Origin of the sequence: Kineococcus terrestris, from assembly GCF_041020755.1 — a bacterium.
Lineage (GTDB): Bacteria > Actinomycetota > Actinomycetes > Actinomycetales > Kineococcaceae > Kineococcus > Kineococcus terrestris.
The window spans coordinates 33,931-56,253 of the sequence record NZ_JBEUEI010000007.1 but is presented as its reverse complement, the minus strand read 5'-3'; the positions used below and the strand labels follow the sequence as shown (position 1 = coordinate 56,253).

Below are 22,323 nucleotides of genomic sequence, written 5' to 3'. Positions count from 1 at the left end.
CCGACGGTACTGCCGCCCCGCGGCCCCCGCCGCCCGCACCGCGGGCCGCCCGCTCAGGGGCCGACGTCCCACAGGGCGCGGTAGAACGCGGTGCGCGCCGCCCGCGCGGGGTCGGCCGGGTCGACGCCGTAGGAGGTCAGCAGCAGGTCCTCCCAGCCGGGCCCGTAGTTCCACGTCGTCGCCAGGGTGGCCACGGCCAGGTCGGCCCAGCGGTCGGCCACGCCCAGCGCGCCGAGGTCCACGTGCCCGGCGACCAGGGCACCGCCCCGGCCGTCGTCGCGCAGCAGCGTGTTCGGCGAGCAGGCGTCGCCGTGGCAGACGACCAGCCGGTCCACCGGCGGCTCGGGCGGCAGGGAGCCCACGTCGCCCACCGCGGCGGCCCGCCGCCGCGCCACCGACCAGTCGAAGGGGCAGGAGGCCACCGGCAGGGCCTCGTGCAGCGCCCGCAGCCCGCGCCCCAGCGCCGCCACGGCCGCCGCCGGGCGCGCCCGCCAGCGCGGGACCACGGCGCTCTCGCCGTCCAGCGCCCGCGTCACCAGCCACGCCTCCCCGGCGGCGGTGCGGCCCGCGTCCAGCACCCGCGGCACCGGCGTCCAGCGCACCGCCCACGCCAGCCTGCGCGCCTCCGCCAGCAGGTCCAGCGGCGCCCCGGGCGGGGCGTGCTTGACGTAGCGCGCGGGCGCGCCGCCCGTCGCGGCGACGCGGAAGGTCGTCCCGCCCACCTCGTTGCGCCACACCGGCTCCACCGCGGCCCCGCCGGCCAGGCGGCGCACCACGGCCGGGACCGCCAGACCGTCCACGCGCAGGCCCGCCACGTCCACCGGACCCGCGGGAGCGGGGGTGCCGGGTGCGCGCGCGCCGTCGTCGGTCACCGGGCGAGGGTAGTCAGCCCGTGGAGCCGGCGGCCGCGCTCGTCGCGTCCAGCTCGTCGGCCAGGCGCTGCACCATGTCCACGTACCACCCGGCGCGGTTGTAGCGGTACAGCGCGCGCCGCTCGCCCTCGCGGCCCTGCCCGCCGCCGTTGGCGCACAGGTAGTTGGCGGCCGAGCGCACCGCGTCCGCCGGCGACCACACGTCCACGACGCCGTCGCCGTCGCCGTCCACGCCGTAGGCGGCGAACGTCGCGGGCATGAACTGCATGGGGCCCTGCGCCCCGGCCGAGGAGGGACCGTTGTTCCGCCCGTGCCCGCTCTCCACCTGCCCGACCGCGGTCAGCAGCGCCGTCCGCATCCCCGGGCAGGTGGCCGCGCCCGCGGCGTAGAGCGCGCCCCAGTCCGCCGGGGCGGGGCGGGCGTGCACGGCCGCGGCCCCGGCGCTGGCCCGGGCCGCCAGCTCCGCGGCCGCGGCCCGCGCCCGCTCCAGCTCCCGGGCGGCGTCCTCGGCGGCCTGCAGGCGGCCCGCCTCCTCGTCCAGCGCCGCGACCTGCTGCTGCGCGCGGGCCAGGGCGTCGGCCATCCGCACCGACTCCTCGGCGACGTCCCGCAGGCCCGCCACGGCGGCCAGCGCGTCGGCGTCGGCCTCGTCGGCGGCGGTGCCGCCGGTGACCGCGACCTGCTCGGCGGCCCGCTGCTCGCGCAGTCCGCGCCGGCCGGCGGCCTGGACCGCGAGGTCGCGCCCGCGCACGGCGGCGACGGGGTCACCGCCCTCGGCCAGCGAGCGCAGCGCCGTCCAGGCGCGCGAGCGCGTCACCGGGGCGCCGCCGGCCATGTAGAGGGAGCGGACGCGGCGGGTCGCGGCCCCGGCGGCCTCGTCGGCCTCGGCGGCGGCCCGGGAGGCGGCGACCTCGGCGCGGATCCCGGCCGAGACGGCGTCGGTGACCGCCTGCCGCTGGCGCTCCAGGGCCGCGCGCACGTCCTCCACGCGGGCGGTGGCCTCGCGCGCGGCGTCCCGGGCGCGAGCGGCCTCCGCGCGCGCCTGCGCCGCGGTGCGGGCCGAGCCCGACGAGCCCGACGAGCCCGCGGTGGGCGAGGCGTCCGCCGGAGCGCACAGCACGACGGCACCGGTCAGGACGGCGGTCACCGCGGTCAGCGCCCTCGCGGTGACGCTGCTCCGGGACGTCCGGCGACGGGTGCGGGCCACGCCGGGGCATCGACGCCCGCGCCGCCGGCCTTGAGCCCGCCGACCGTTCCGGCGCCACCCGCCCGGCGGGGCGATGTCACGCAACGTGCTCAGCTGGCTGCACAGGTGGACGTGGGCGGACTATGCTCACCGGACCGCCGGGAGGACCGGCGGCGCTCCGCACCACCCGGCAGCACGCCCGCACCACCACGACCCGCGGCGTCGCAGGCCCGTGCGCACCCGCTGCGGCGGGACCGGACCCGTCGCCCGGCACCGCAGCAGGAGGAGCCACCCGTGAGCGACCCCCGGCTCCGCCACCGGCGCGCACCCGCGGCCCGGCCGGGCCTCGCCGTCGCGGACCTCCCCGCCGACGCCGCCCGCGCCGCCGACAGCGCCGACGCGGACCTCCCCGCCGACGCCGCCCGCGCCGCCGACAGCGCCGACGCGGCGGGCTGGTCGCAGCGCCTGGACGCCCTGCGGGCCGCGCCGGAGGCGCTGCGGCTGGTGCTGCACCCCCTCGTCGACCTGGCCGCCGCGCGGGTGGCCGGGCACGAGGTGCTCTCCCGCGTCGACCTGCCCGCCCCGGTGCCGCCCGGCGCCGGGCCGCACGACGTGCCGGCCCCGGCCGGTCCCGAGCGCTGGTTCGACGCCGCGCGGGCGCTGGGCCGCGCCGCCGAGCTGGACGCGCTGGTCCTGCGCCGCGCGCTGGGCCTGCGGGCCCGCACCCCCCACGGGCAGTTCCTCACCGTCAACGCCAGCCCCACCTCGCTGCTCGACGGCCGCGTCCTGGACGTCCTGCTCGGCGCCGGGGACCTGGCCGGCGTCGTGCTGGAGGTCACCGAGCACGCCGACTGCGCCCCGGAGGCGCTGCTGGAACCGCTGCGCGCGCTGCGGGCCCGCGGGGCTGTCGTCGCGCTGGACGACGTGGGCACCGCCCACTCCGGGCTGCTGCGGATGGCGGTCCTGCGCCCGGAGGTCGTCAAGGTCGACCTGCAGCTGGTGCGCGGCCTGGGGGGCGACGTCGTGCGGCGCACCCTCGTGCAGCTGCTGGGCGAGTGCGCCGGCCGCCTGGACGCCTGGGTGGTCGCCGAGGGCGTGGAGACCCCGGCCGAGCTGGACGTGCTGCGCGGCATGGGCGTGCCGCTCGTCCAGGGGCACCTGCTGGCCCGCCCGGAGCCGCGCTTCCAGTCCCTGTCCGCGCGGGCGCTGGAGCACCTGCGCCGCGGCGCCGTCCCGGGCCGGCGCGGCGGTCCCGGGGCCCCCGGCGAGCGCCGGGCCGGGGACCTGGCGCGGCGCACCAAGACGAGCCGCTCGCTGCCCGAGGCGGCCGGGGTGGCCGGCACCGAGCGCACCACCGTGGTCGTCGTGGACGTGCGCGACGTGCCCGTGGCGCTCGTCGTGCCCGACGAGCGCGCCCCCTCGGGGGTGCGCTCGCTGCCCGTGGACGTGACCTTCGCGCCGGAGGACACTGTCCACGACGTCGCCGTGCGCGCCGTCGCCCGCGCCGCCGCGGCCCGCTTCGACCCGCTGGTGTGCACCGACGCCACCGGCCGGTTCGTCGGGGTCCTGGGCGTGGAGGACGTCGTGCTCGACCTGGCGTCGGACAGCCGCTCCAGCACCGGGGCGGTCAGCCGCAGCGCCGCCCGGTGGCAGCCGGGCGCCGCTGCCCGAGCGCGAGGAGGTGCCCGGTGAAGGCGTTCCGCTGCGGGGACGTGCTGCCCGGCTGCCACGAGGAGTTCGTCGGCGCCGACCGCGACAGCGTCGTGGCGCAGGTGGCCCGCCACGCCCGCGAGGTCCACGGCCTGGACGCCGTGCCGCCGGCGGTGCTGGCGCAGGTCGACGCCCAGCTGCGCGACGTCGGGCCCGCGCCCCGCGCCTGAGGGAGCGCGTGCGGCCCGGGCTCAGCCGGCCAGGTGCGCGGGGAAGCCGCCCGTGGCCACCGGGCCCCAGCGCTGCGGGGTGATGCGCAGCAGGCACTTGCCCTGCGCCCGCATCGCCTCGCGGTACTCGTCCCAGTCCGGGTGCTCGCCGGAGATGGACCGGAAGTACTCCACCAGCGGCTCCAGCGCCTCCGGCAGGTCCAGCACCTCCGCCGTGCCGTCCACCTGCACCCACGCGTCGCCGAAGTCGTCGGACAGCGTGAGCAGGCTCACGCGCGGGTCGCGGCGCGCGTTGACCACCTTCGCGCGCGCGGGGTAGGTGGAGACGACGACGCGGCCGGCGGCGTCGACGCCCGCGGTGACGGGCGACAGCTGCGGCGAGCCGTCGGCGCGGTGGGTGAGGAGGACGACGTGGTGGCGGGGACGCAGGAACTCCAGCAGGCCCTCGCGGTCGACGCGGGTGGTGGTGGCGATGGTCCGGGGCACGGTCGGGCACGCTACCGGTGCCCGGCGCGCGCGTGAGCGGCGCGCGGGTGAGCGGTCCCGGGGCGGGCGCCGCCGGAGCGCGGCGGGTCGGCGTGGAGGAGGAGTTCCTGCTCGTCGACCCGGCCACCGGGGCGGCCAGCCCCAGCGCCCCCGGGCTCGTGGCCGCCGCGCCCGGCGCCCTGGAGCCGGAGCTGCAGCGCGAGCAGGTGGAGACCGGCAGCGCCCCGCACCGCGACGCCGACGCGCTGCTCGCCGACCTGCGCGCCCGTCGCCGGCGCGCCGCCGCCGCGGCCGCCCGGGCGGGCGCGCAGCTGGTCGCCCTGGGCACCCACCCGCAGCGGGTGCGGCCGCGGACGACGCCGGGGGAGCGCTACGAGCGCATCGTGGAGCGCTTCGGCGCCCTGGCCGCCGAGCAGCTGACCTGCGGCTGCCACGTCCACGTCGAGATCGGCGACCGGGAGGAGGGCGTGGGCGTCCTGGACCGGATCGGCCCGTGGCTGCCGGTGCTGCTGGCGCTGAGCGCCAACTCGCCGTTCTGGCGCGGCGAGGACACCGGCTACGCCAGCTGGCGCTCGCAGGTGTGGGGCCGCTGGCCCAGCGCCGGGCCCGCCGGCCCCGTCGGCACCGCGGCCCGCCACGACGAGCTGCGCGCGCGCCTGCTGGCCACCGGCGTCCTGCTGGACGAGGGGATGGTCTACGCCGACGCGCGCCTGTCGGCCGCCCACCCGACGGTGGAGGTGCGGGTGGCCGACGTGTGCCTGCGCGCCGAGGACGCCGCGCTGCTGGCCCGCCTGGTGCGCGCCCTGGTCGAGCGCGCCGCCGCCGACGCCCGCGCCGGCCTGCCCGTGCCCGACGACCCGCCGCAGCTGCTGCGGCTGACGTCCTGGCGCGCCGCCCGCGACGGCGTGGACGGGCAGCTGGTCTCCCCGGCCACCGGGCGCCCGGCCCCGGCCGCCGCCGTGGTCGCCGAGCTCGTGGAGCACGTGCGCGGCCCGCTGGCCGGCGCCGGGGACCTGGACGCCGTCCGCGCGGGCACGGCCGCCGTCCTGGCCCGCGGCTCCGGCGCCCGCTGGCAGCGCCAGACCGCCCGCGGGGCGGGGCTGGCGGGCCTGGTGCGGGCGGCCGCGGAGGTGACCCTGGCCTGAGCCCGGGGAGGGGGTGAGCGCGCCCGGACCCGCACCGCGGGTCCGGGCGGGTCCGGGCGGGTCCACGCGGGTCCGGCGCGCGCCCGCGCACCGGCGCGCGCACCCTGGTGCCGTGAGCGCACCCGCCCGCGAGTCCGTCTGGGACTACCCCCGCCCCCCGCGCCTGGAGACGGCCGCCCGCCGCGTGCGGGTCCTCGTCGACGGCGTCCCCCTGGCCGACGCCCCCGCCGGTTCCGGTCTGGCGCTCCGGGTCCTGGAGACCTCCCACCCGCCGACGTACTACGTCGCCGCGGCGGCGCTGGACGCCCGGCTGCTGCGCCCGGCGGCGGGCAGCAGCTGGTGCGAGTGGAAGGGCCGCGCCTCCTACCTGGACGTCCTGGACGCCGACGGTGCCGTGGTCGCCGCCGGCGCCGCGTGGACGTACCCGGACCCCGTGCCCGCCTACCGCGCGCTGGCGGGGGCGGTCGCCGTGCCCGCCGGCTGCGCGCCGGGGCGGGTGGTGTGCCTGCTGGACGAGGAGGAGGTGCGCCCGCAGCCCGGCGGCTTCTACGGCGGGTGGGTCAGCGACGAGCTCGACGGCCCCTTCAAGGGCGGGCCCGGCACCGCTGGCTGGTGAGCGCCCGCCGGTGAGCGCGGGCCGGTCGTCGCGGGCCGCGGCATAGCCGCCGCGCGCGCGGTGTTGGCCCCGGCGTGAGCATGGAGAGCGTCGCGTGGTCGGCCGTGTGGCGCAGCAGCGTCCAGCAGCAGGGCCGGGCGTTCTCCCGCGACACGGTGCGCCGAGTCCTGGCGCTGGCCCGCGAGCGCTCCGGGCGCCTGGGCGTCTTCGTCGCCGGCAGCGTCCTGGCCGCCGTCCTGGCGGTGGCCACCCCGGTCCTGGCCGGGCGGGCCGTGGACGCCGTCACCGCCGGCGACGGCGACCTCGTCGTGCGCCTGGCGCTGCTCATCGCGGCGGTGGCGCTGGCCGAGGCCGCGCTCGGGCTGGGCGTGCGCTGGCTGTCCGCGACGCTGGGCGAGGACCTCATCCTCGACCTGCGCCGGCGCGTGTTCGACCACGTGCAGCGCATGCCGGTGGCCTTCTTCACCCGCACCCGCACCGGCGCCCTCGTCAGCCGCCTCAACAGCGACGTCCTGGGCGCCCAGCGCGCCTTCAGCGGCACCCTGTCCGGGATCGTCAGCAACGTCGTCGCGGTCGCCCTGACCGCCGCCGTCATGGTCGGCATCTCCTGGCAGGTCACCGCCCTGGCGCTGGTGCTGCTGCCGGTGTTCGTGCTGCCGGTGCGCCGCGTCGGCCGGCGCCTGGCCGCCCTCTCCCGCGACGCCGCGCAGCTGAACGCGGCCATGACCAACCAGAGCACCGAGCGCTTCTCCGCCCCCGGCGCCACCCTCGTGAAGCTGTTCGGGCGCCCGGAGGAGGAGTCGCGCGCCTTCGCCGCGGCGGCCCGCCGGGTGCGCGACATCGGTGTGCGCACCGCGATGCTGCAGACGGTGTTCGTCACGGCGCTGACGCTGGTCTCGGCGTTGGCGCTGGCGCTGGTCTACGGCGTGGGCGGCCTGGCCGCCGTCGCGGGGCAGCTGGACGCCGGCAGCATCGTCACCCTGGCGCTGCTGCTGACCCGCCTGTACGCGCCGCTGACAGCGCTGGCCAGCGCCCGCACCGACCTGTCCAGCGCGATGGTCAGCTTCGAGCGCGTCTTCGAGGTCCTCGACCTGGAGCCGGCCGTCAAGGAGCGCCCGGGCGCGGTGCCGGCCCCGGCCGGGCCGCTGTCGGTGGAGTTCGACGGCGTGAGCTTCGCCTACCCCTCGGCGACGGAGGTGTCCCTGGCCTCGCTGGAGGACGTCGCCGTCCTGGACCCGCGCGGCGGCGCGACCGTCCTGCACGACGTGTCCTTCCGCGTCGAGCCCGGCCAGGTGGTGGCGCTGGTCGGCTCCTCCGGCGCCGGCAAGTCGACCCTGGCCTCGCTGGTGGCCCGCCTGTACGACGTCGGCTCCGGCGCGGTGCGCCTGGGCGGGGTGGACGTGCGCGACCTGACCGCGGAGTCGGTGCGGCGCAGCGTCGGTGTCGTCACCCAGGACGGGCACCTGTTCCACGAGTCGCTGCGCGCCAACCTGCGCCTGGCCGCCCCGGACGCCACCGACGCCGAGATCCACGAGGCGCTGCGCCGCGCCCGCCTCGGCGAGCTGGTCGCCGCCCTGCCCGACGGCCTGGACACCGTCGTCGGCGAGCGCGGCTACCGCTTCTCCGGCGGCGAGCGCCAGCGGCTGACCATCGCCCGGCTGCTGCTGGCCCACCCGCGCGTCGTCGTCCTCGACGAGGCCACGGCCTCCCTGGACTCCGACTCCGAGGCGCGCGTGCAGGAGGCGCTGGACGAGGCGCTGGAGGGGCGCACCGCGATCGTCATCGCCCACCGGCTGTCCACCGTCCGCGGCGCCGACCAGATCTTCGTGGTGGAGGGCGGGCGGATCGTCGAGCGCGGCACCCACGCCGAGCTGCTGGCCCTGGGCGGGCGCTACGCCGAGCTGCACGCCACCCAGTTCGCCACCGCCTGACGCGTCCCCGTCCCCGTCCTCGCGGGCGGTCGTCGGGCGCGCGGGCGCTCCTCAGGCGGTGCGGGCGACCCGGATGATCCGGCGGCGCAGCCACACCTTGCGGGCACCGCCCAGGTACAGGCGCACGCGGGCCAGCTCCCAGCGGCCGTACTCGGCCTCCTCGGTGAGCAGGCGGCGCGCGTCGGCCCGGGAGGTCTCGCGGGGGATGGTGAGGACCCGGTACTCGTACTGCTCGTCGGCGGCGCGGTCGCGGGTGCGCGTGGTGTGAGGAGCCATCGCTGCCATTGTGCGCCTGCTCCGCTACGGTCGTGGTCATGACGACGGATCCGCGTGCCGCGCTCGCGCGACTGGTCTCCGCCCTCGAGCGGCACCTCGAGGTGGCCTCCAGCCGTCGCAGCGAGGCGGACCCGGCCGTCGCCGGCGCCTACCAGCAGCTGGCCGAGGCGTTCGAGGTCTACGACGACGCCCTGTACTCCGCCTACGACGAGGTCACGCCCTTCGTCCTCTACGACGACGTGGAGGACGAGCGCGAGGACGACGAGGACGACGAGGACGACGAGGACTCCGACGAGGACGACGACCTCGACGACGAGGACGACGACGACTCGGACGACGACTCGGACGACGACTCGGATGACGACGACGAGGACGACGACGAGCTCGAGGACGACCTCGACGAGGACGCCGACGAGCCGGCCGGCGGGACGCCCCGGCGCTGACGACGGCCGCCCGGGCGGCGCGCGCCCGAGCGGTGCGTGAACATCCGGTGATCGTGCGCCGGGGCTGGCGTGCGCTCGTCCCGTCGGCACCCGGCCGGAGGGCGCCCACCCGTTAGGGTCCCGAGCGTGCTCACCGATCGCTCCCGGCTGACGACCCTGCGCATCGACGCGGGGGGTGCCCGCGCGTGCTGACGGACACCGCCGCCGGGACCGTGACGGGCGTCATGTCCTGGTGGGAGGCCGTCGTCCTGGGCCTGGTCCAGGGGTTGACGGAGTTCATCCCGGTCTCCTCCAGCGGGCACCTGGCGGTCGTCGGCACCCTCCTCGGGGCGCAGGACCCGGGCGCGGGCTTCACCGCCATCACCCAGCTGGGCACCGAGCTGGCCGTCCTCATCTACTTCCGCAGGGACATCGGGCGCATCATCGCCCGCTGGTGCCAGGCGCTGGCCGGGCGGGTGCCGCGCGACGACCCGGACGCGCGGATGGGCTGGCTGGTCATCCTCGGCAGCGTGCCGATCGTCGTGCTCGGCCTGCTGTTCCAGGACCAGATCGAGAACACGCTGCGCGGGTTCGTCGTCATCGGCACCACGCTGTGGGTGTTCGCGCTGCTGCTGGGCCTGGCCGACCGCTTCGGCAGGCACGAGCGCACCCTGGACCGGCTGACGTGGAAGCACGGCCTGCTCTTCGGCCTGGCGCAGGCCGCCGCCCTCGTGCCGGGCGTCTCCCGCTCGGGCGGCACCATCACCATGGGCCTGCTGCTGGGGTACACCCGCGAGGCGGCCGCCCGGTACTCCTTCCTGCTGGCCGTGCCCGCCGTCGTCGGCTCCGGCTTCTTCCAGCTGTTCGACGAGCTGCGCGGCGGGGCCGTCGTCCCGTGGGGGGCCACGGCCCTGGCCACCGTCGTCGCGTTCTTCGTGGGCTACGCCGTCATCGCCTGGCTCATGCGGTTCATCACCACGCACAGCTACACGGTCTTCGTCGTCTACCGGCTCGTGGCGGCGCTGGCGGTGTACGCGCTCGTCCTGGCCGGCCTGCTGCCGGCCTTCAACGACGGCTACCCCGGCTGAGCCGCCCGGGCGCCGGTGCCGCACCGGCGCCCGGGGGCGTCAGACCCACCCGGAGCGCTTGAACGCCCGGTACAGGACCAGGCAGGTGCCGGCCATGAGCGCCAGCGCCATCGGGTAGCCGAACGTCCAGTGCAGTTCGGGCATCCGCTCGAAGTTCATCCCGTACACGCCGGCGATGAGCGTGGGCACCGCGAACATCGCCGCCCACGCGGAGATCTTGCGCGCGTCGTCGTTCTGCTGCACCGACACCCGCGCCAGGTGGGCGTTGAGGACGTCGGTGAGCAGCCGCTCGTGGCCCTCGACCTGCTCCACGGTGCGCTGCAGCACGTCCAGGACGTCGCGCAGCAGGAACTGCGCGTGGTCCGACAGGTCCGACCAGTCGCGGTCCTCGCGCTCGACCAGCGCGCGCAGCGGCAACAGCAGCGGCGCGGCCGCGCGCCGCACCTCCAACACCTCCCGCTTGAGGGAGTAGATGCGCTGCGCGTCGTCCGCGCCGCTGGAACGGGTGGGGGAGAAGACCTGCTCCTCGACCTCCTCCACGTCGCGCTCCAGCTCGTCGGCGATGCGCGCGTAGTCGTCCACCAGCTCCGACATCAGCGCGTGCAGCACCACCTTCGGCCCGCGCGCCAGGCGCTGCGGGTCCGCCTCCAGCTCCGCGCGCACCGCGGGCACCGGGCCGGGGCGGCCGCCCTCCCCGGCGCGCACCCCCTCGCGCGGCTCCTGCCCGCCGACGGTGAGGACGAACCCCTCGCCGACCACGACGAGCAGCTCGGAGGTCTCCACCGCGCTGCGGTCGTCGAAGTACGCCAGCGCCTTGAGCACCACGAACGTGGTGTCCCCGTAGCGCTCCAGCTTGGGCCGCTGGTGGCCCTCCACGGCGTCCTCGACGAGCAGGTGGTGCAGCCGCAGGCGCTCGCCGAGGTCCTGCACGTCGGCGGCCGCCGCCCCGCGCAGCGCGATCCACGAGAAGTCGCCGGGCCCGCCCCCGGCGCGCACCCGCTCCAGCGCGGCGGCCACCGGCGCCGGGGTGCCGGACGCGCCGGGCGCGTCCGGGGAGGCGTGCGCGGTCCCGTCCGGGCGGCCCGCCCGGTAGCTGACGACGTCGGCGATCACGCGGGCCATCGTGCCCGCCGCCGCGGCGGCCGTCGCGCCGGGCGGCACCCCGTGGCGGGCAGCGCCTACGCTCGCCCCCGTGCCGACAGTGCTCCTCGTCCGCCACGGCCGCAGCACGGCCAACACCTCCGGGGTCCTCGCCGGCTGGACGCCCGGCGTGAGGCTCGACGAGACCGGAGAGCGGCAGGCCGCCGACCTGGGCGCCCGGATGGCGCCGGTCGCGCTGGCCCGCCTCGTCGTCTCGCCGCTGGAGCGCTGCCGGCAGACCGCCGAGGCGCTGCGCGCCGTGGACGGGCCCACCGGCGCGCGTCCCGACCCGCTGGTCGACGAGCGCGTCGGGGAGGCCCGCTACGGCGACTGGACCGGCCGGCCGCTGAGCGCGCTGGCCAAGGAACCGGCCTGGCGCACCGTGCAGGCGCACCCGTCGGCGGCCGTCTTCCCCGGCGAGGGCGGGGAGTCGATGGCCGCGATGGCCGCCCGGGTCGTGGCGGCCGTGCGCGAGCACGACGCGCAGGTGGCCGCCGAGCACGGCGACGACGCCGTCTGGGCGGCCGTCACCCACGGCGACCTCGTCAAGGCCGTCCTGGCCGACGCGCTGGGCATGCACCTGGACCTCTTCCAGCGCCTGAGCGCCGACCCGTGCTCGGTCTCGGCGGTGCGCTACACGCCGCTGCGCCCCTTCGTGCTGCGCGTCAACGACACCGGCGGGGACCTGTCCGCCTTCGCCCCGCCCGCGCGCAAGCGCCGCCGGCGGCGCCCGGCCTCCTCCGACGCCGTCGTCGGCGGCGGGACCGGCGCGTGAGGGCGCCCGCGGCCCGCCGGGGCGGTCCGGACGGTCCGGCGGCCCGTCCGACGGCCTCGGCGTAGGGTCGGGACCATGCCGGTCTTCGACTACGACCCGCCCGAGCGCTTCGTGGCCGGGACCGTCGGTGAACCCGGGTCGCGCACGTTCTTCCTGCAGGCCCGCGGCGACGGACGGCTCACCTCGGTGGCCCTGGAGAAGACCCAGGTCGCCGCGCTGGCCGAGCGCGTGGGCGAGCTGCTCGACGAGATCGTGCGCCGCTCCGGCGGGCAGGCGCCCGTACCCGCCGCCCCCACCACCGCCAGCCGCGACACCGCCCCCCTCGACGTGCCCATCGAGGAGGAGTTCCGCGTCGGCACCATGAGCCTGGCCTGGGACGGCGAGCGCGAGGTCGTCGTCATCGAGTGCTTCGAGGTCGACGAGGCCGAGTCCGAGCAGGACCTGCCCGAGCCCGACCCCTCCCGCGGGGTGCTGCGCGTCAGCCTCGACGGCACCGCGGCGCGCGCGTTCGCCGCCCGCGCGCTGGCGCTCGTGGCCGCCGGCCGCCCGCCGTGCCCGTTCTGCGCCGGGCCGCTGGACCCCGGCGGGCACGTGTGCCCCCGCGCGAACGGCTACCGGCGCTGAGCCGGCGCGTCCCGCCGCCCGGCGTGTTCGCCGGGCTGGAGGAGCAGGAGGCGCTGGCGCGCCTGGCCGGCGGGGAGCTGGAGGTCCGCGGCCGCCTGGCCGACGCCTCCAACGCCACCCTGTACGCCGTCGTGCGCGAGGACGGGGCCGGCGCGCAGGAGGGGCGCGAGGTCGCGTGCGTGTACAAGCCGGTCGCGGGGGAGCGGCCGCTGTGGGACTTCCCCGACGACACCCTGGCCCGCCGCGAAGTCGCCTCCTACGCCGTCTCGGCCGCCACCGGCTGGGACGTCGTGCCCCCCACCGTACTGCGCGACGGGCCGCTGGGGCCGGGCAGCGTGCAGCTGTGGCTGACGGACGAGTCCTCCCGCGGGCCGGGCGGTCGCGCGCGGGGGCCCGAGGACCCGCAGGACCCCGTCGAGGAGGAGCCGGAGGACGCGGACGAGGTCGTCCTGCCCGACCCCGGCGCGGGACTGGTCGACATCACCGCGCTGCGCACCGTGCGCGAGGGCTGGTTCACGGTGCTGCGCGCCGAGGACGGCATGGGCCGGCCCGTCGCGCTCGTGCACGCCGACGACGAGCGGCTGCGCCGCGTGGCCGTGCTGGACGTCGTGCTCAACAACGCCGACCGCAAGGGCGGGCACGTGCTGCCCGGCTGGGGCGGCGCCGTCCACGGCGTCGACCACGGCCTGACCTTCCACGTCGAGCCCAAGCTGCGCACCGTGCTGTGGGGGTGGGCCGGGGACCGGCTGCGCCCTGGCGAGCGCGAGGTCCTGGCGCGCCTGGCCGCCGAGCTGGACGGCGGGCGCCTCGGCGAGCTGCTGAGCGACCTGCTCACCGTCGAGGAGGCCGTCGCCACCCTCGAGCGCGTGGCCGCCCTCCTGGAGGCCGACCGCCTGCCCCGCCCCCGGGGCTCGCGCACCATCCCCTGGCCGCCCTTCTGAGGGGCCGCGGGTAGGTTCCTCCCGTGCGTTCCTGGCCCGCCCCCGACCCCCACGACCTCCCGGGAGCCGGCCGACTGCCCGGCCGCGGCCTGCCCGTGCGCCTGCACGACACCGCCACCGGCGCCCTGGCCGCGGCCGGTCCGGCGGCCCCGGGCCGGGCCGCCCTGTACGTGTGCGGGATCACCCCCTACGACGCCACCCACCTCGGGCACGCCAACACCTACGTCGCCTTCGACCTGCTGGGCCGCGCCTGGCGCGACGCCGGCCACGACGTGACCTACGTGCAGAACGTCACCGACGTGGACGACCCGCTGCTGGAGCGCGCCACCGCCACCGGCGTGGACTGGCGCGAGCTGGCCGCCGAGCAGGTGCAGCTGTTCCGCGACGACATGACCGCCCTGTCCGTCGTGCCGCCGCAGGAGTACCTGGGCGTCGTGGAGGCCGTCGACCTCGTCGCCGCGGCCGTGCGCGACCTGCTGGACGCCGGTGCCGCCTACCGCGTGCCCGGCACCGGCGGCGGCCCCGACGGCGACGTGTACTTCCCCGTGGCCGCCGACCCCGCCTTCGGGCAGGTCTCCGGCCTGCACGCGGCCGCGATGCGCGCCCTGTCCGCCGAGCGCGGCGGCGACCCGGACCGCCCCGGCAAGCGCGACCCCCTGGACCCGCTGCTGTGGCGGGTGGCGCGGCCCGGCGAGCCGTCCTGGGACGCCGCCGGCCTGGGCGCCGGGCGCCCCGGCTGGCACGTGGAGTGCACCGCCATCGCCCTGCAGCACCTGGGGATGCCGGTGGACGTGCAGGGCGGCGGCAGCGACCTGGTCTTCCCCCACCACGAGATGGGCGCCTCCCACGCGCAGGTGCTGCGCCCGCACGCGGGCCCGTTTGCGCGCCTGTACGCGCACTCGGGGATGGTCGCCCTCGACGGGGAGAAGATGAGCAAGTCCCGCGGCAACCTCGTCCTCGTCTCGCGGTTGCGCGCCGCCGGCGAGGACCCCGCCGCGGTGCGCCTGGCGATCGTCTCGCAGCACTGGCGCGAGGACTGGGAGTGGACCGGCGCGCTGCTGGCGGACTCCCGCGAGCGGCTGGCGCGCTGGCGCGCGGCCGTCGCCCGGCCCGCCGGTCCCGACGGCGCCGCCGTCCTGGCGCGGGTGCGCGAGCGGCTGGCCGAGGACCTGGACGCCCCCGGCGCCGTGCGCGCCGTCGACGCGTGGGCCGACGCCGCCCTGGCCGGCGCCGGGCAGGACCCGGACGCCGGGGACCTGGTCCGCCGCACCGTCACCGCCCTGCTCGGCGTCGCGGTCTGAACCCCACCTCCACGACCGGCGCCGCGGGTCAGCGCCGGGCGCGGGCCCGGGCGGCCGAGGCGGCCCGGAAGCGGCGCCGGGCCGCGCGGTGCGAGCGGGTGGCGCGCGCGTACACCACCGACCCGACGAGGAAGGCGCCGCTGAGCACCAGCAGCGCCGCGCTGGGCCCGGAGACCACCGGGATGCGCGCCCCCGCCAGCCCCGCGACACCGACCCCGGCCATCACCAGCCCGAAGGCCACGGGCCAGGCGCTGCGCCAGCCGCCGCGGCCCACCTCGTCGATGCCCTGCCCGGCGCGCTCACCGGCGTAGCGCAGCGGCCGCCGCGCCCACGCGTACTGGCTGGCCAGCACGGCCAGCCCGGCGGCGATCAGCACGAACCCCGGGCCCGGCAGCACCAGCAGCGCCACCCCCGTCAGGGCCAGCGCGGCGCCCACCACCGTCACCACGACGCGCCAGGCGGCACCCGCGGTGCCGCTCACGCCCGTCGTCCTCGACCTGCTCGCCCGTCCCCGCCGCACCGCGCACCTCCGCAGCGCCGCACCCGTCCCGCGGCGCGGCGCGCGGTGCGACGCCGCACATCCTGCGCCGTCCGGGCGCGAGCGCACCCGGAGCGGCGGGTCGCTCAGCCGCTGCTCAGCCGCCGCTCAGCCGCGTCGCGGCGGGTCGTCGCGCCGGCGCAGGTAGCGCTCGAACTCCCGCGCGATGGCCTCACCGCTGGCCTCGGGCAGCTCCGCGGTGTCCTTGGCCTCCTCCAGCTGCTGCACGTACTCGGCGATCTCGGCGTCCTCGCCGGCCAGCTCGTCCACGCCGCGCTCCCAGGCGCGCGCGTCCTCGGGCAGGTCGCCCAGCGGCACGGAGATGTCCAGGACCTCCTCCACCCGGTGCAGCAGCGCCAGCGTCCCCTTCGGCGAGGGCGGCTGGCCCACGTAGTGCGGCACGGCCGCCCACAGCGACACCGACGGGATGCCCGCGCGGGCGACCGCGTCCTGCACGACCCCGACGATGCCCGTGGGCCCCTCGTAGCGGGAGGGCTCCACGCCCATGCTCTCCACCAGCTCGTCGTCGTCGCTGCTGCTGGTCACCGGTAGCGGCCGCGTGTGCGGCACGTCGGCCAGCAGCGCGCCCAGCGTCAGCACCAGGCTGGCGCCGTTGTCGCGGGCCGCGCGCACCAGCTCCTGCGAGTAGGTGCGCCAGCGCATCGACGGCTCGATGCCGCGCACCAGCAGCACGTCGCGCGAGGCGTCCGGCAGCCGCGCGTAGGACACCTTCGTCGTCGGCCACGTCAGGCGCCGGCGGCCGTCCTCGTCGTAGTCGACCATCGGCCGGTTCACCTGGAAGTCGTGGTACTCCTCCGGGTCCAGCTCCAGCAGGTCCTCGGCGCCCCAGACCTCGTGCAGGTGCGCCACCGCCTGGCTGGCGGCCTCCCCGGCGTCGTTCCAGCCCTCGAAGGCGGCCACGACGACGGGGTTGCGCAGGGGGGGACCCGGCACCGCGAACGGTGCGGGGCCGGCGGGCGTCTCAGGCACCGGGTCAGCCTAGACTCGGGCCCCGATGCCGACCGACACCACGCCCCCGCCCGTGCCCGGTCCGGACGGCGCCGCACCACCCGCCGCAGCGCCCGCCGCCGTCCTGTGGGACATGGACGGCACGCTGGTGGACACCGAGCCCAGCTGGATCGCCGCCGAGCGCGCGCTGATGGGCGCGCACGGCGCCACGTGGACCCACGAGCAGGCCCTCGGCCTGGTCGGCAAGGCCCTGCCGGACTCCGGCGCGGTGCTGGCCGCGCACCTGCGCGAGAGCGCGGGCGTCGAGCGCGACCCGGCCGGCATCGTCGACGAGCTCCTGTCGGCCGTCGTGGCCTCCGTGCGCTCCGCCGTGGTGTGGCGGCCCGGCGCGCTGGAGCTGCTGCGCGCGCTCGGCACGGCCGGGGTGCCGTGCGCGCTGGTGACGATGTCGTACCGCTCGCTGGCCGACGCGGTGGCCTCCCGGGTGCCCGGCGCCTTCGCCGTCGTCGTCGCCGGGGACGAGGTCGAGCGCGGCAAGCCGGCCCCCGACCCGTACCTGCGCGCCGCCGAGCGCCTGGGGGTCGACCCGGCCGCCTGCGTGGCGCTGGAGGACTCCCCGCCGGGGGTGGCCTCGGCCGAGGCGGCCGGCTGCCGCACCGTGGCCTGCCCGCACATGGTGCCCATCCCGCCCGCCCCGGGGCGCTCGCGGGTCGCCTCCCTCACCGAGGTCGACCTGCCCCTGCTGGCCCGCCTGGCCGGCGGGGAGGTCGTCGACACCCTCGCGAGCGACGACCCCGCGAGCCCCGCCGGTCCCGCGGGCGGCGCGCTCGCCGCGCGCCCGGGTGCGGCCGGCTAGCCCACCCGCTCGGGCGCACCCGGCCCGCTCGGCGCCGCGGCGGTCACCGGCGGGACGGGCGGCACGGGCAGGAGCGGCAGCGGCGGCGGGGTGCCCCCGAACGCCGGGCAGCGGGCCTTGTGGTCGCACCAGCGGCAGGCCCGGCCGGGGTTCGGGCGCCAGTCGCCGTCGCGGCGGGCCTGCTCGATGGCCTCCCACAGCGCCCGCACCTTGCGCTCGGTGGCCCGCAGATCGTCCTCGTCGGGGCTGACCCGCAGCACCTCGCCCGAGCCCAGGTACACCAGCTGCAGCACCCGCGGCACCACCCCGCGCGAGCGCCACAGCGCCAGCGCGTAGAAGCGCAGCTGGAACAGGGCCGCGGACTCGAACGCCTCCGAGGGCGCCCGGCCGGTCTTGTAGTCGACCACCCGCAGGTCCCCGCCCGCGGTCTCGTCGACGCGGTCGACGATCCCGCGCAGCACCGGCCCGTCCTCCAGCGGCGCCTCCACCCACAGCTCGCGCCCGCTCGGCTCCAGCCGGGTGGGGTCCTCCAGGTCGAACCAGCGCTCCAGCAGCCGCCCGGCGCTCGCCAGCCACCGCTGCAGCCCCGCCTCGTCCGCCGCCTCGTCCGCCGCCTCGTCCGCCGCCTCGTCCGAGGCCGCGTCCGCCCGCTCCGGGCCGTCGTCGGTGTCGGCTGCCGGGAACAGCGCGGCCACCCGCGGCTCGCGCTCGCGCAGCGCCCGCCACTCCGGTGCCACCAGCGCCCGCGCCGCCTCGACCGTGCGCTGCGGCGCGGGCAGGTCGAACAGCCGGTCCAGCACGGCGTGCACGAGGGTGCCGCGCACCGCCGCCTCGGTGGGGGCCTCGGGCAGGCGGTCCAGCACCCGGAAGCGGTACAGCAGCGGGCAGCGGGCGAAGTCCGCCGCCCGCGACGGCGACAGGCCCCGCGCCCGGCGCGCGGCGCGCTCCTCGTCCGTCTCCGGCGCCTGCGCACCCGCAGCACCGGCGGGCCCCGCGGCGGGCGGGCCCTCCGGGGGTGCGGCGGGTTCGAGGTGCAGCGGGACCGACATGCGCGCGACTGTAGGAGCCGCCCCCGACACGGCCCCGCCGCGGCGGCCGCGCGGCGCCGGGACCCCCGGGCCCCCGCGGGGGGGACGCGGGCCGGGCGCCGCGCCGCGGCGGCTCCTACGATCGGCACGTGCCCGCCGCCCAGCAGACCGACCCCGACCGCGACGCCGTCCCCCGGCCCGGGGGCATCCGCCTGGGCCGGCCCTTCGGGGTGCCGCTGTCGCTGAGCCCGACGTGGTTCCTCTTCGCCGCCGTCATCACCCTCGTCTTCGCCCCCACCGTCGCCTTCCGCGTGCCCGGGCCCTCCGCCTACCTCGTGGCCTTCTCCTACGCGGTGCTGCTGCTGCTGTCGGTGCTGGTGCACGAGCTGGCCCACGCCCTCGTCGCCCGCGCCTGCGGCATGACGGTCACCGGGATCGTGCTCAACGTGTGGGGCGGGCACACCTCCTTCCGGGAGGAGGCCGGCGGCCCGGGCCGCAGCCTGCTGGTGGCCGTGGTGGGGCCCGTCGCCAACGGGGCGATCGCGCTGGTCGCCTGGCAGGCCACGCAGGCGGTGGCCGACGGGCCCGGCGGCGGGGGCGTGGCCGCGCTGCTGCTGTGGGCGCTGACGATCTCCAACGTCCTGCTGGCCGCCTTCAACCTGCTGCCGGGCCTGCCGCTGGACGGCGGGCACGCGCTGGAGGCCGTCGTGTGGCGGGTGCGCGGGGACCGGCTGGCCGGCACGGTGGCCGCCGCGTGGACCGGTCGCGTCCTGGCCGTCGGCGTCCTCGTGGCCGCGCTGCTCGTCCCGCGCCTGCTGGGCTGGCGCACCTCGGTCGTCGACGTGGTGTGGGGGGCGCTGGTGGGGGCGCTGCTGTGGCAGGGCGCCTCGCAGGCCCTCACCTGGGCCACCCAGCGCCGCCGCCTGCCCACCCTCAGCGCCCGCGCCCTGCAGCGCCCGGCGATCGGCGTGCCCGCGCGCGCCACCGTCGAGGAGGTCGTGCGCTCGGCGCGCGCGGCCATCGACTCCGGCGCCACCCGCGGCACCGACGCGGACCTGGAGGTCGTCCTCCTCACCGACGACGGGGTGCCCGTGGCGGTCGTCGACACCGGTGCCCTGCGCTCGGTGCCCGCCGAGCGGCGCACGTCCCTGGGCGCCGGGGCCACGGCCCGCGCGCTGCCCCCGCGCGCCTGGGTGCCGCAGGACCTGGCCGGCGAGCAGCTCCTGCGCGCCGTCACCGCCCGCCCCGGCGAGCACGTCGTCCTGGACGCCGCCGGCCGGGTGGCGGGGCTGCTGCACACCGGCGACGTGGTCGCCGTCCTGACCCGCCGCTGACCCGCCGCTGACCCGCCGCCGGCCCGCCGCGCCGCGCGGGCACCGGCGCGCGGCCCGGTAGCCTCACCCGGTCCCGCCGCGCGCGGGCCCCGCACGACCCGCGCCCGCCCCACCGCGAGCCCGAGCCCGAGCCCGAGCCCCGAGCACCAGCAGGAGACACCACGTGACGACCGACGGGGCCCACCCCGCCGCGCCCACCGGCGCCGCCACCCGCCGCGGGCCCCTGCGCGCGGGTGAGCGCGTGCAGCTGACCGACCCCCGCGGCCGCCGGCACACCATCACCCTGACGCCGGGCAAGGAGTTCCACACCCACCGCGGGCGCTTCGCCCACGACGAGCTGATCGGCCGGCCCGACGGCACCACGGTGACCAACAGCGCCGGCGTGCAGTACCTCGTGCTGCGCCCCCTGCTGGCCGACTTCGTGCTGTCCATGCCGCGCGGCGCGGCCGTGGTCTACCCCAAGGACGCCGGGCAGGTCGTGCAGATGGCCGACGTGTTCCCCGGCGCCGTCGTCGTCGAGGCCGGCGTCGGCTCCGGCGCCCTGACGATGTCCCTGCTGCGCGCCGTCGGCGACGGCGGCGCCGTGCACTCCTTCGAGCGGCGCGAGGACTTCGCCGACGTCGCCCGCGGCAACGTGGAGACGTTCTTCGGCGGCCCGCACCCGGCGTGGCGGCTGACGGTCGGCGACCTCGTCGAGGCGCTGCCGGCCGCGGGCCTGTCCGCCGCCGACGGCACCGGCGCCGACCGCGCGGTGCTCGACATGCTCGCCCCGTGGGAGTGCCTGGACGTCGTGGCCGACGCCCTGGCACCCGGCGGCGTCCTCATCTGCTACGTCGCCACCGCCACCCAGCTGTCGCGGGTGGCCGAGGCCGCCCGCGCCTCCGGTCGCTGGACCGAGCCGGAGGCCTGGGAGTCGATGGTGCGCGGCTGGCACCTGGAGGGCCTGGCGGTGCGCCCGGAGCACCGCATGGTCGGCCACACCGGCTTCCTCGTCACCACCCGCCGCCTGGCCGACGGGGTGCGCCCGCCGGTGCGCAAGCGCCGGCCGGCTCCCGGCGCCTACGCCGGCGACGTGCCCGGTGCCGCGCCCGCCGACGCCCCCGGGGCGGTCGAGGACGTCGAGGGCACCGACGCGGTCGACGAGGCCGCCGCGGCGGAGGCCGGCACCGAGTACGGGGACCGGCCGGTCTCGGACCGCAAGGTGCGCAAGGCCGCCCGCGAGGCCGCGGCCGGTGCGGCCGCCTCCCGCGGGGCCGCCGGCGCCGCCGCGGACGCTCCCGCGGACGTCCCCGCGGACCGGGAGCAGCCGGGCAGCGCGTGAGCACCTGGTCCCGCGTGCCGGTCCTGCGCCGCCTGGACCCCTTCCTGCTCGCCGTCCTGGCCGCGGTGGGCGCGGCGCTGCTGCTGCCCGCCGCCGGCGCGGTGGCCGACGGCTTCGCGGTGGGCACCAGCGCGGGCGTGGGCCTGCTGTTCCTGCTGTACGGGACGCGCCTGCGGCCCGCCGAGGCGCTCGCGGGTCTGCGCGACTGGCGCCTGCAGGGCTCGGTGGCGCTGTCCACCTACGCGCTGCTGCCGCTGCTGGGCCTGGGGCTGGCCGCGGCCGCCGGGCCGCTGCTGGAGGACGGCCTGGTGGCCGGCCTGCTGTTCCTGGCGGTCCTGCCGTGCACGGTGCAGTCGTGCGTGGTGTTCGTCTCCGTGGCCCGCGGGGACGTGCCCGCCGCGGTCGTGGCCGCCACCGCCTCCAACCTGGCCGGGATCGCCCTGACCCCGCTGCTGGCGGCGCTGCTGCTGGGCGCCACCGCCGCCGGTGCCGCGCCCGACGCCTCCGCCGTCGGCCGGATCGTGCTGCAGCTGCTCGTGCCGTTCCTGGTGGGCCTGCTGCTGGGGCGCTGGACCGGCGCGTGGGTGCGCCGGCACCGGCGGCCCCTGTCCGTGCTGGACCGCGCCGTGGTCGTCGCCGTCGTCTACGCCGCCTTCAGCCGCGGGGTGGCCGGCGGCGCGTTCGCCGAGGTCGGCAGCGGCGAGCTGGCCGTCGTGCTCGGCTGCTGCGCGCTGCTGCTGGGTGCGGCGCTCGCGCTGACGTGGTGGCTGCCGCGGCTGTGGGGCGCCGGGCGCGCGCAGCGCACGACGCTGCTGTTCTGCGGGTCGAACAAGTCCCTGGCCACGGGCCTGCCGATGGCCACGGTGCTGTTCGACCCGCACGTGGTCGGCCTGCTGGTGCTGCCGGTGATCGTCTACCACCCCCTGCAGATCGCCGTGTGCTCCGTGCTGGCGCCCCGCCTGGCGCGCCGGGCCGGCCGAGTGGACGAGGTGGACCAGGGGGACGGCGAGGACGGCGCGCGGGCGGCCGCGCCGCCCGTGCCCGGGGCGGTGCCGGGCCCGTGATGGCGCACGCGCACGCCTGCACCGGGCTCCTGGCCGGGGCGGCGACGCTGCCGCTGGCGCCCGTCACCGGCGCGGCCGGGGCGGTGGCCTGGGTGGCGGCCTGGGGCGGGGCGGCGCTGCTGCCCGACTTCGACCAGGGCGCGGTGTCCTGGCGGCGCGGCTTCCCGCGCCCGACGGGGTCCACCGCGGCGACCATGTGGGGACCGCTGTCCCTGGTGCCCGCCCGCCTGGTGGGCCGGCTGGCCGGCGGTCACCGCTGGGGCACCCACGACCCCGTCGTCGGCCCGGCCGCGTTCGCGCTGACCGCCCTGGCCGCCACCCTGCACCCGTGGGCGGCCCTGGCCGTTCTCGCGGTCACGGTCGGCGCCGCGCTGCGCGCCTGCCACGCCGTCGTCCCGGGCAGCCTGGAGACCACCGTCGTCGGCAACCTGGTGGCCTCGTGGGCGGGCGCCTGGTGGCTGACCCAGCGCGGTGACGTGGACCTGCGCTGGCTGCCGTGGGCGCTGGCCGGCGGCGCCCTGGTGCACATC

General features: G+C 78.6%; 23 protein-coding genes. 15 read left to right on the top strand and 8 right to left on the bottom strand.

Translation table 11 applies throughout. The annotated features are described in order from the left end of the window. Window positions 1-53 precede the first annotated feature (53 nt). Together AB8M62_RS06350 and AB8M62_RS06345 are read right to left on the bottom strand one after the other, a co-directional pair. Window positions 54-872 (bottom strand): phosphotransferase, encoded by an 819-nt coding sequence (locus AB8M62_RS06350; protein WP_373694865.1) that lies wholly within the window; start codon window positions 870-872, stop codon window positions 54-56. Between the two features lie 13 nt (window positions 873-885). Continuing rightward, window positions 886-2,019: a lytic transglycosylase domain-containing protein gene (locus AB8M62_RS06345; RefSeq protein WP_369068987.1), complete on the bottom strand. Its 1,134-nt coding sequence runs from the start codon at window positions 2,017-2,019 to the stop codon at window positions 886-888. Window positions 2,020-2,352: 333 nt separating this feature from the next. On the opposite strand from AB8M62_RS06345, the gene AB8M62_RS06340 reads away from it, so the two are divergent. Continuing rightward, a complete protein-coding gene (locus tag AB8M62_RS06340) occupies window positions 2,353-3,750 on the top strand; it encodes an EAL domain-containing protein (protein ID WP_369068986.1) in 1,398 nt (465 codons plus the stop codon). Beyond that, entirely contained in the window at window positions 3,747-3,938 is a 192-nt protein-coding gene (locus AB8M62_RS06335) for a DUF1059 domain-containing protein (protein WP_369068985.1), read from the top strand. Before AB8M62_RS06340 ends, AB8M62_RS06335 begins: the two co-directional genes overlap by 4 nt. Window positions 3,939-3,959: 21 nt before the next feature. Here AB8M62_RS06335 and AB8M62_RS06330 read toward each other — a convergent pair whose 3' ends face one another. After that, complete coding sequence (locus AB8M62_RS06330) at window positions 3,960-4,424, bottom strand: PPOX class F420-dependent oxidoreductase (protein ID WP_369052145.1); 465 nt, start codon at window positions 4,422-4,424, stop codon at window positions 3,960-3,962. 47 nt (window positions 4,425-4,471) lie between these two features. Here AB8M62_RS06330 and AB8M62_RS06325 point away from each other — a divergent pair, with 47 nt between their 5' ends. The 3 genes from AB8M62_RS06325 to AB8M62_RS06315 all read left to right on the top strand — a co-directional run bounded on the left by AB8M62_RS06325 (window position 4,472) and on the right by AB8M62_RS06315 (window position 8,116). Further along, window positions 4,472-5,569 carry a carboxylate-amine ligase gene (locus AB8M62_RS06325; RefSeq protein WP_369052144.1) on the top strand — a complete coding sequence of 366 codons (1,098 nt, stop codon included), beginning with the start codon at window positions 4,472-4,474 and terminating at the stop codon, window positions 5,567-5,569. Window positions 5,570-5,681: 112 nt separating this feature from the next. Next, window positions 5,682-6,185, top strand: coding sequence for a DUF427 domain-containing protein (locus tag AB8M62_RS06320; RefSeq protein WP_369068984.1), 504 nt, complete (start codon window positions 5,682-5,684; stop codon window positions 6,183-6,185). 74 nt (window positions 6,186-6,259) lie between these two features. Then, on the top strand, window positions 6,260-8,116 hold the full coding sequence (locus AB8M62_RS06315) for an ABC transporter ATP-binding protein (protein ID WP_369068983.1): 1,857 nt from the start codon (window positions 6,260-6,262) through the stop codon (window positions 8,114-8,116). 51 nt (window positions 8,117-8,167) lie between these two features. On the opposite strand, the gene AB8M62_RS06310 is transcribed toward AB8M62_RS06315, so the two are convergent. After that, entirely contained in the window at window positions 8,168-8,401 is a 234-nt protein-coding gene (locus tag AB8M62_RS06310; RefSeq protein WP_373694864.1) for a DUF5703 family protein, read from the bottom strand. Window positions 8,402-8,430: 29 nt separating this feature from the next. Here AB8M62_RS06310 and AB8M62_RS06305 point away from each other — a divergent pair, with 29 nt between their 5' ends. Both AB8M62_RS06305 and AB8M62_RS06300 read left to right on the top strand, forming a co-directional pair. Next, window positions 8,431-8,835, top strand: a complete 405-nt coding sequence (locus tag AB8M62_RS06305) for a primosomal protein (RefSeq protein WP_369068982.1) — start codon at window positions 8,431-8,433, stop codon at window positions 8,833-8,835. Window positions 8,836-9,059: 224 nt separating this feature from the next. Then, window positions 9,060-9,902: an undecaprenyl-diphosphate phosphatase gene (locus AB8M62_RS06300; RefSeq protein ID WP_369069017.1), complete on the top strand. Its 843-nt coding sequence runs from the start codon at window positions 9,060-9,062 to the stop codon at window positions 9,900-9,902. A gap of 39 nt (window positions 9,903-9,941) precedes the next feature. Here the strand turns inward: AB8M62_RS06300 and AB8M62_RS06295 are convergent, their stop codons facing one another. Beyond that, on the bottom strand, window positions 9,942-11,024 hold the full coding sequence (locus AB8M62_RS06295; RefSeq protein WP_369052364.1) for a magnesium and cobalt transport protein CorA: 1,083 nt from the start codon (window positions 11,022-11,024) through the stop codon (window positions 9,942-9,944). Window positions 11,025-11,094: 70 nt separating this feature from the next. On the opposite strand from AB8M62_RS06295, the gene AB8M62_RS06290 reads away from it, so the two are divergent. The 4 genes from AB8M62_RS06290 to mshC all read left to right on the top strand — a co-directional run bounded on the left by AB8M62_RS06290 (window position 11,095) and on the right by mshC (window position 14,683). Next, a complete protein-coding gene (locus AB8M62_RS06290) occupies window positions 11,095-11,817 on the top strand; it encodes an MSMEG_4193 family putative phosphomutase (protein ID WP_369052139.1) in 723 nt (240 codons plus the stop codon). Between the two features lie 75 nt (window positions 11,818-11,892). After that, the gene (locus AB8M62_RS06285) at window positions 11,893-12,441 is read left to right on the top strand and encodes a DUF3090 domain-containing protein (protein WP_369052138.1); all 549 of its coding nucleotides are present in this window, start codon (window positions 11,893-11,895) and stop codon (window positions 12,439-12,441) included. 23 nt (window positions 12,442-12,464) lie between these two features. Continuing rightward, window positions 12,465-13,382 (top strand): SCO1664 family protein, encoded by a 918-nt coding sequence (locus tag AB8M62_RS06280; RefSeq protein ID WP_369052137.1) that lies wholly within the window; start codon window positions 12,465-12,467, stop codon window positions 13,380-13,382. Between the two features lie 23 nt (window positions 13,383-13,405). After that, window positions 13,406-14,683 carry a cysteine--1-D-myo-inosityl 2-amino-2-deoxy-alpha-D-glucopyranoside ligase gene (gene mshC / locus AB8M62_RS06275; RefSeq protein ID WP_369068981.1) on the top strand — a complete coding sequence of 426 codons (1,278 nt, stop codon included), beginning with the start codon at window positions 13,406-13,408 and terminating at the stop codon, window positions 14,681-14,683. A 28-nt stretch (window positions 14,684-14,711) separates the two neighbouring features. Here the strand turns inward: mshC and AB8M62_RS06270 are convergent, their stop codons facing one another. Beyond that, window positions 14,712-15,164: a PGPGW domain-containing protein gene (locus tag AB8M62_RS06270; RefSeq protein ID WP_369052135.1), complete on the bottom strand. Its 453-nt coding sequence runs from the start codon at window positions 15,162-15,164 to the stop codon at window positions 14,712-14,714. Between the two features lie 165 nt (window positions 15,165-15,329). Then, entirely contained in the window at window positions 15,330-16,211 is an 882-nt protein-coding gene (locus AB8M62_RS06265; RefSeq protein WP_369068980.1) for a PAC2 family protein, read from the bottom strand. 25 nt (window positions 16,212-16,236) lie between these two features. Between AB8M62_RS06265 and AB8M62_RS06260 the strand changes: the two genes are divergently transcribed. Then, complete coding sequence (locus AB8M62_RS06260) at window positions 16,237-17,046, top strand: HAD family hydrolase (protein ID WP_369068979.1); 810 nt, start codon at window positions 16,237-16,239, stop codon at window positions 17,044-17,046. On the opposite strand, the gene AB8M62_RS06255 is transcribed toward AB8M62_RS06260, so the two are convergent. Next, window positions 17,043-18,095, bottom strand: coding sequence for a RecB family exonuclease (locus tag AB8M62_RS06255; protein WP_369068978.1), 1,053 nt, complete (start codon window positions 18,093-18,095; stop codon window positions 17,043-17,045). The two genes, AB8M62_RS06260 and AB8M62_RS06255, sit on opposite strands and share 4 nt — an antisense overlap. Before the next feature lie 128 nt (window positions 18,096-18,223). On the opposite strand from AB8M62_RS06255, the gene AB8M62_RS06250 reads away from it, so the two are divergent. The 3 genes from AB8M62_RS06250 (at window position 18,224) to AB8M62_RS06240 (ending at window position 21,793) form a co-directional block, all read left to right on the top strand. Continuing rightward, the gene (locus tag AB8M62_RS06250) at window positions 18,224-19,408 is read left to right on the top strand and encodes a site-2 protease family protein (protein ID WP_369068977.1); all 1,185 of its coding nucleotides are present in this window, start codon (window positions 18,224-18,226) and stop codon (window positions 19,406-19,408) included. 163 nt (window positions 19,409-19,571) lie between these two features. Beyond that, entirely contained in the window at window positions 19,572-20,729 is a 1,158-nt protein-coding gene (locus tag AB8M62_RS06245) for a tRNA (adenine-N1)-methyltransferase (protein ID WP_369068976.1), read from the top strand. Beyond that, on the top strand, window positions 20,726-21,793 hold the full coding sequence (locus AB8M62_RS06240; protein WP_369068975.1) for a bile acid:sodium symporter: 1,068 nt from the start codon (window positions 20,726-20,728) through the stop codon (window positions 21,791-21,793). Before AB8M62_RS06245 ends, AB8M62_RS06240 begins: the two co-directional genes overlap by 4 nt. Window positions 21,794-22,323: the final 530 nt, after the last annotated feature.

Excerpts from the sequence above, each read along its gene's own strand:
- AB8M62_RS06285 (WP_369052138.1), top strand. The coding sequence starts at position 11,893 with ATGCCGGTCTTCGACTACGACCCGCCCGAGCGCTTCGTGGCCGGGACC.
- AB8M62_RS06260 (WP_369068979.1), top strand. The coding sequence starts at position 16,237 with ATGCCGACCGACACCACGCCCCCGCCCGTGCCCGGTCCGGACGGCGCC.
- AB8M62_RS06255 (WP_369068978.1), bottom strand. The coding sequence starts at position 18,095 with ATGTCGGTCCCGCTGCACCTCGAACCCGCCGCACCCCCGGAGGGCCCG.
- AB8M62_RS06300 (WP_369069017.1), top strand. The coding sequence starts at position 9,060 with ATGTCCTGGTGGGAGGCCGTCGTCCTGGGCCTGGTCCAGGGGTTGACG.
- AB8M62_RS06310 (WP_373694864.1), bottom strand. The coding sequence starts at position 8,401 with ATGGCAGCGATGGCTCCTCACACCACGCGCACCCGCGACCGCGCCGCC.
- AB8M62_RS06305 (WP_369068982.1), top strand. The coding sequence starts at position 8,431 with ATGACGACGGATCCGCGTGCCGCGCTCGCGCGACTGGTCTCCGCCCTC.
- AB8M62_RS06295 (WP_369052364.1), bottom strand. The coding sequence starts at position 11,024 with ATGGCCCGCGTGATCGCCGACGTCGTCAGCTACCGGGCGGGCCGCCCG.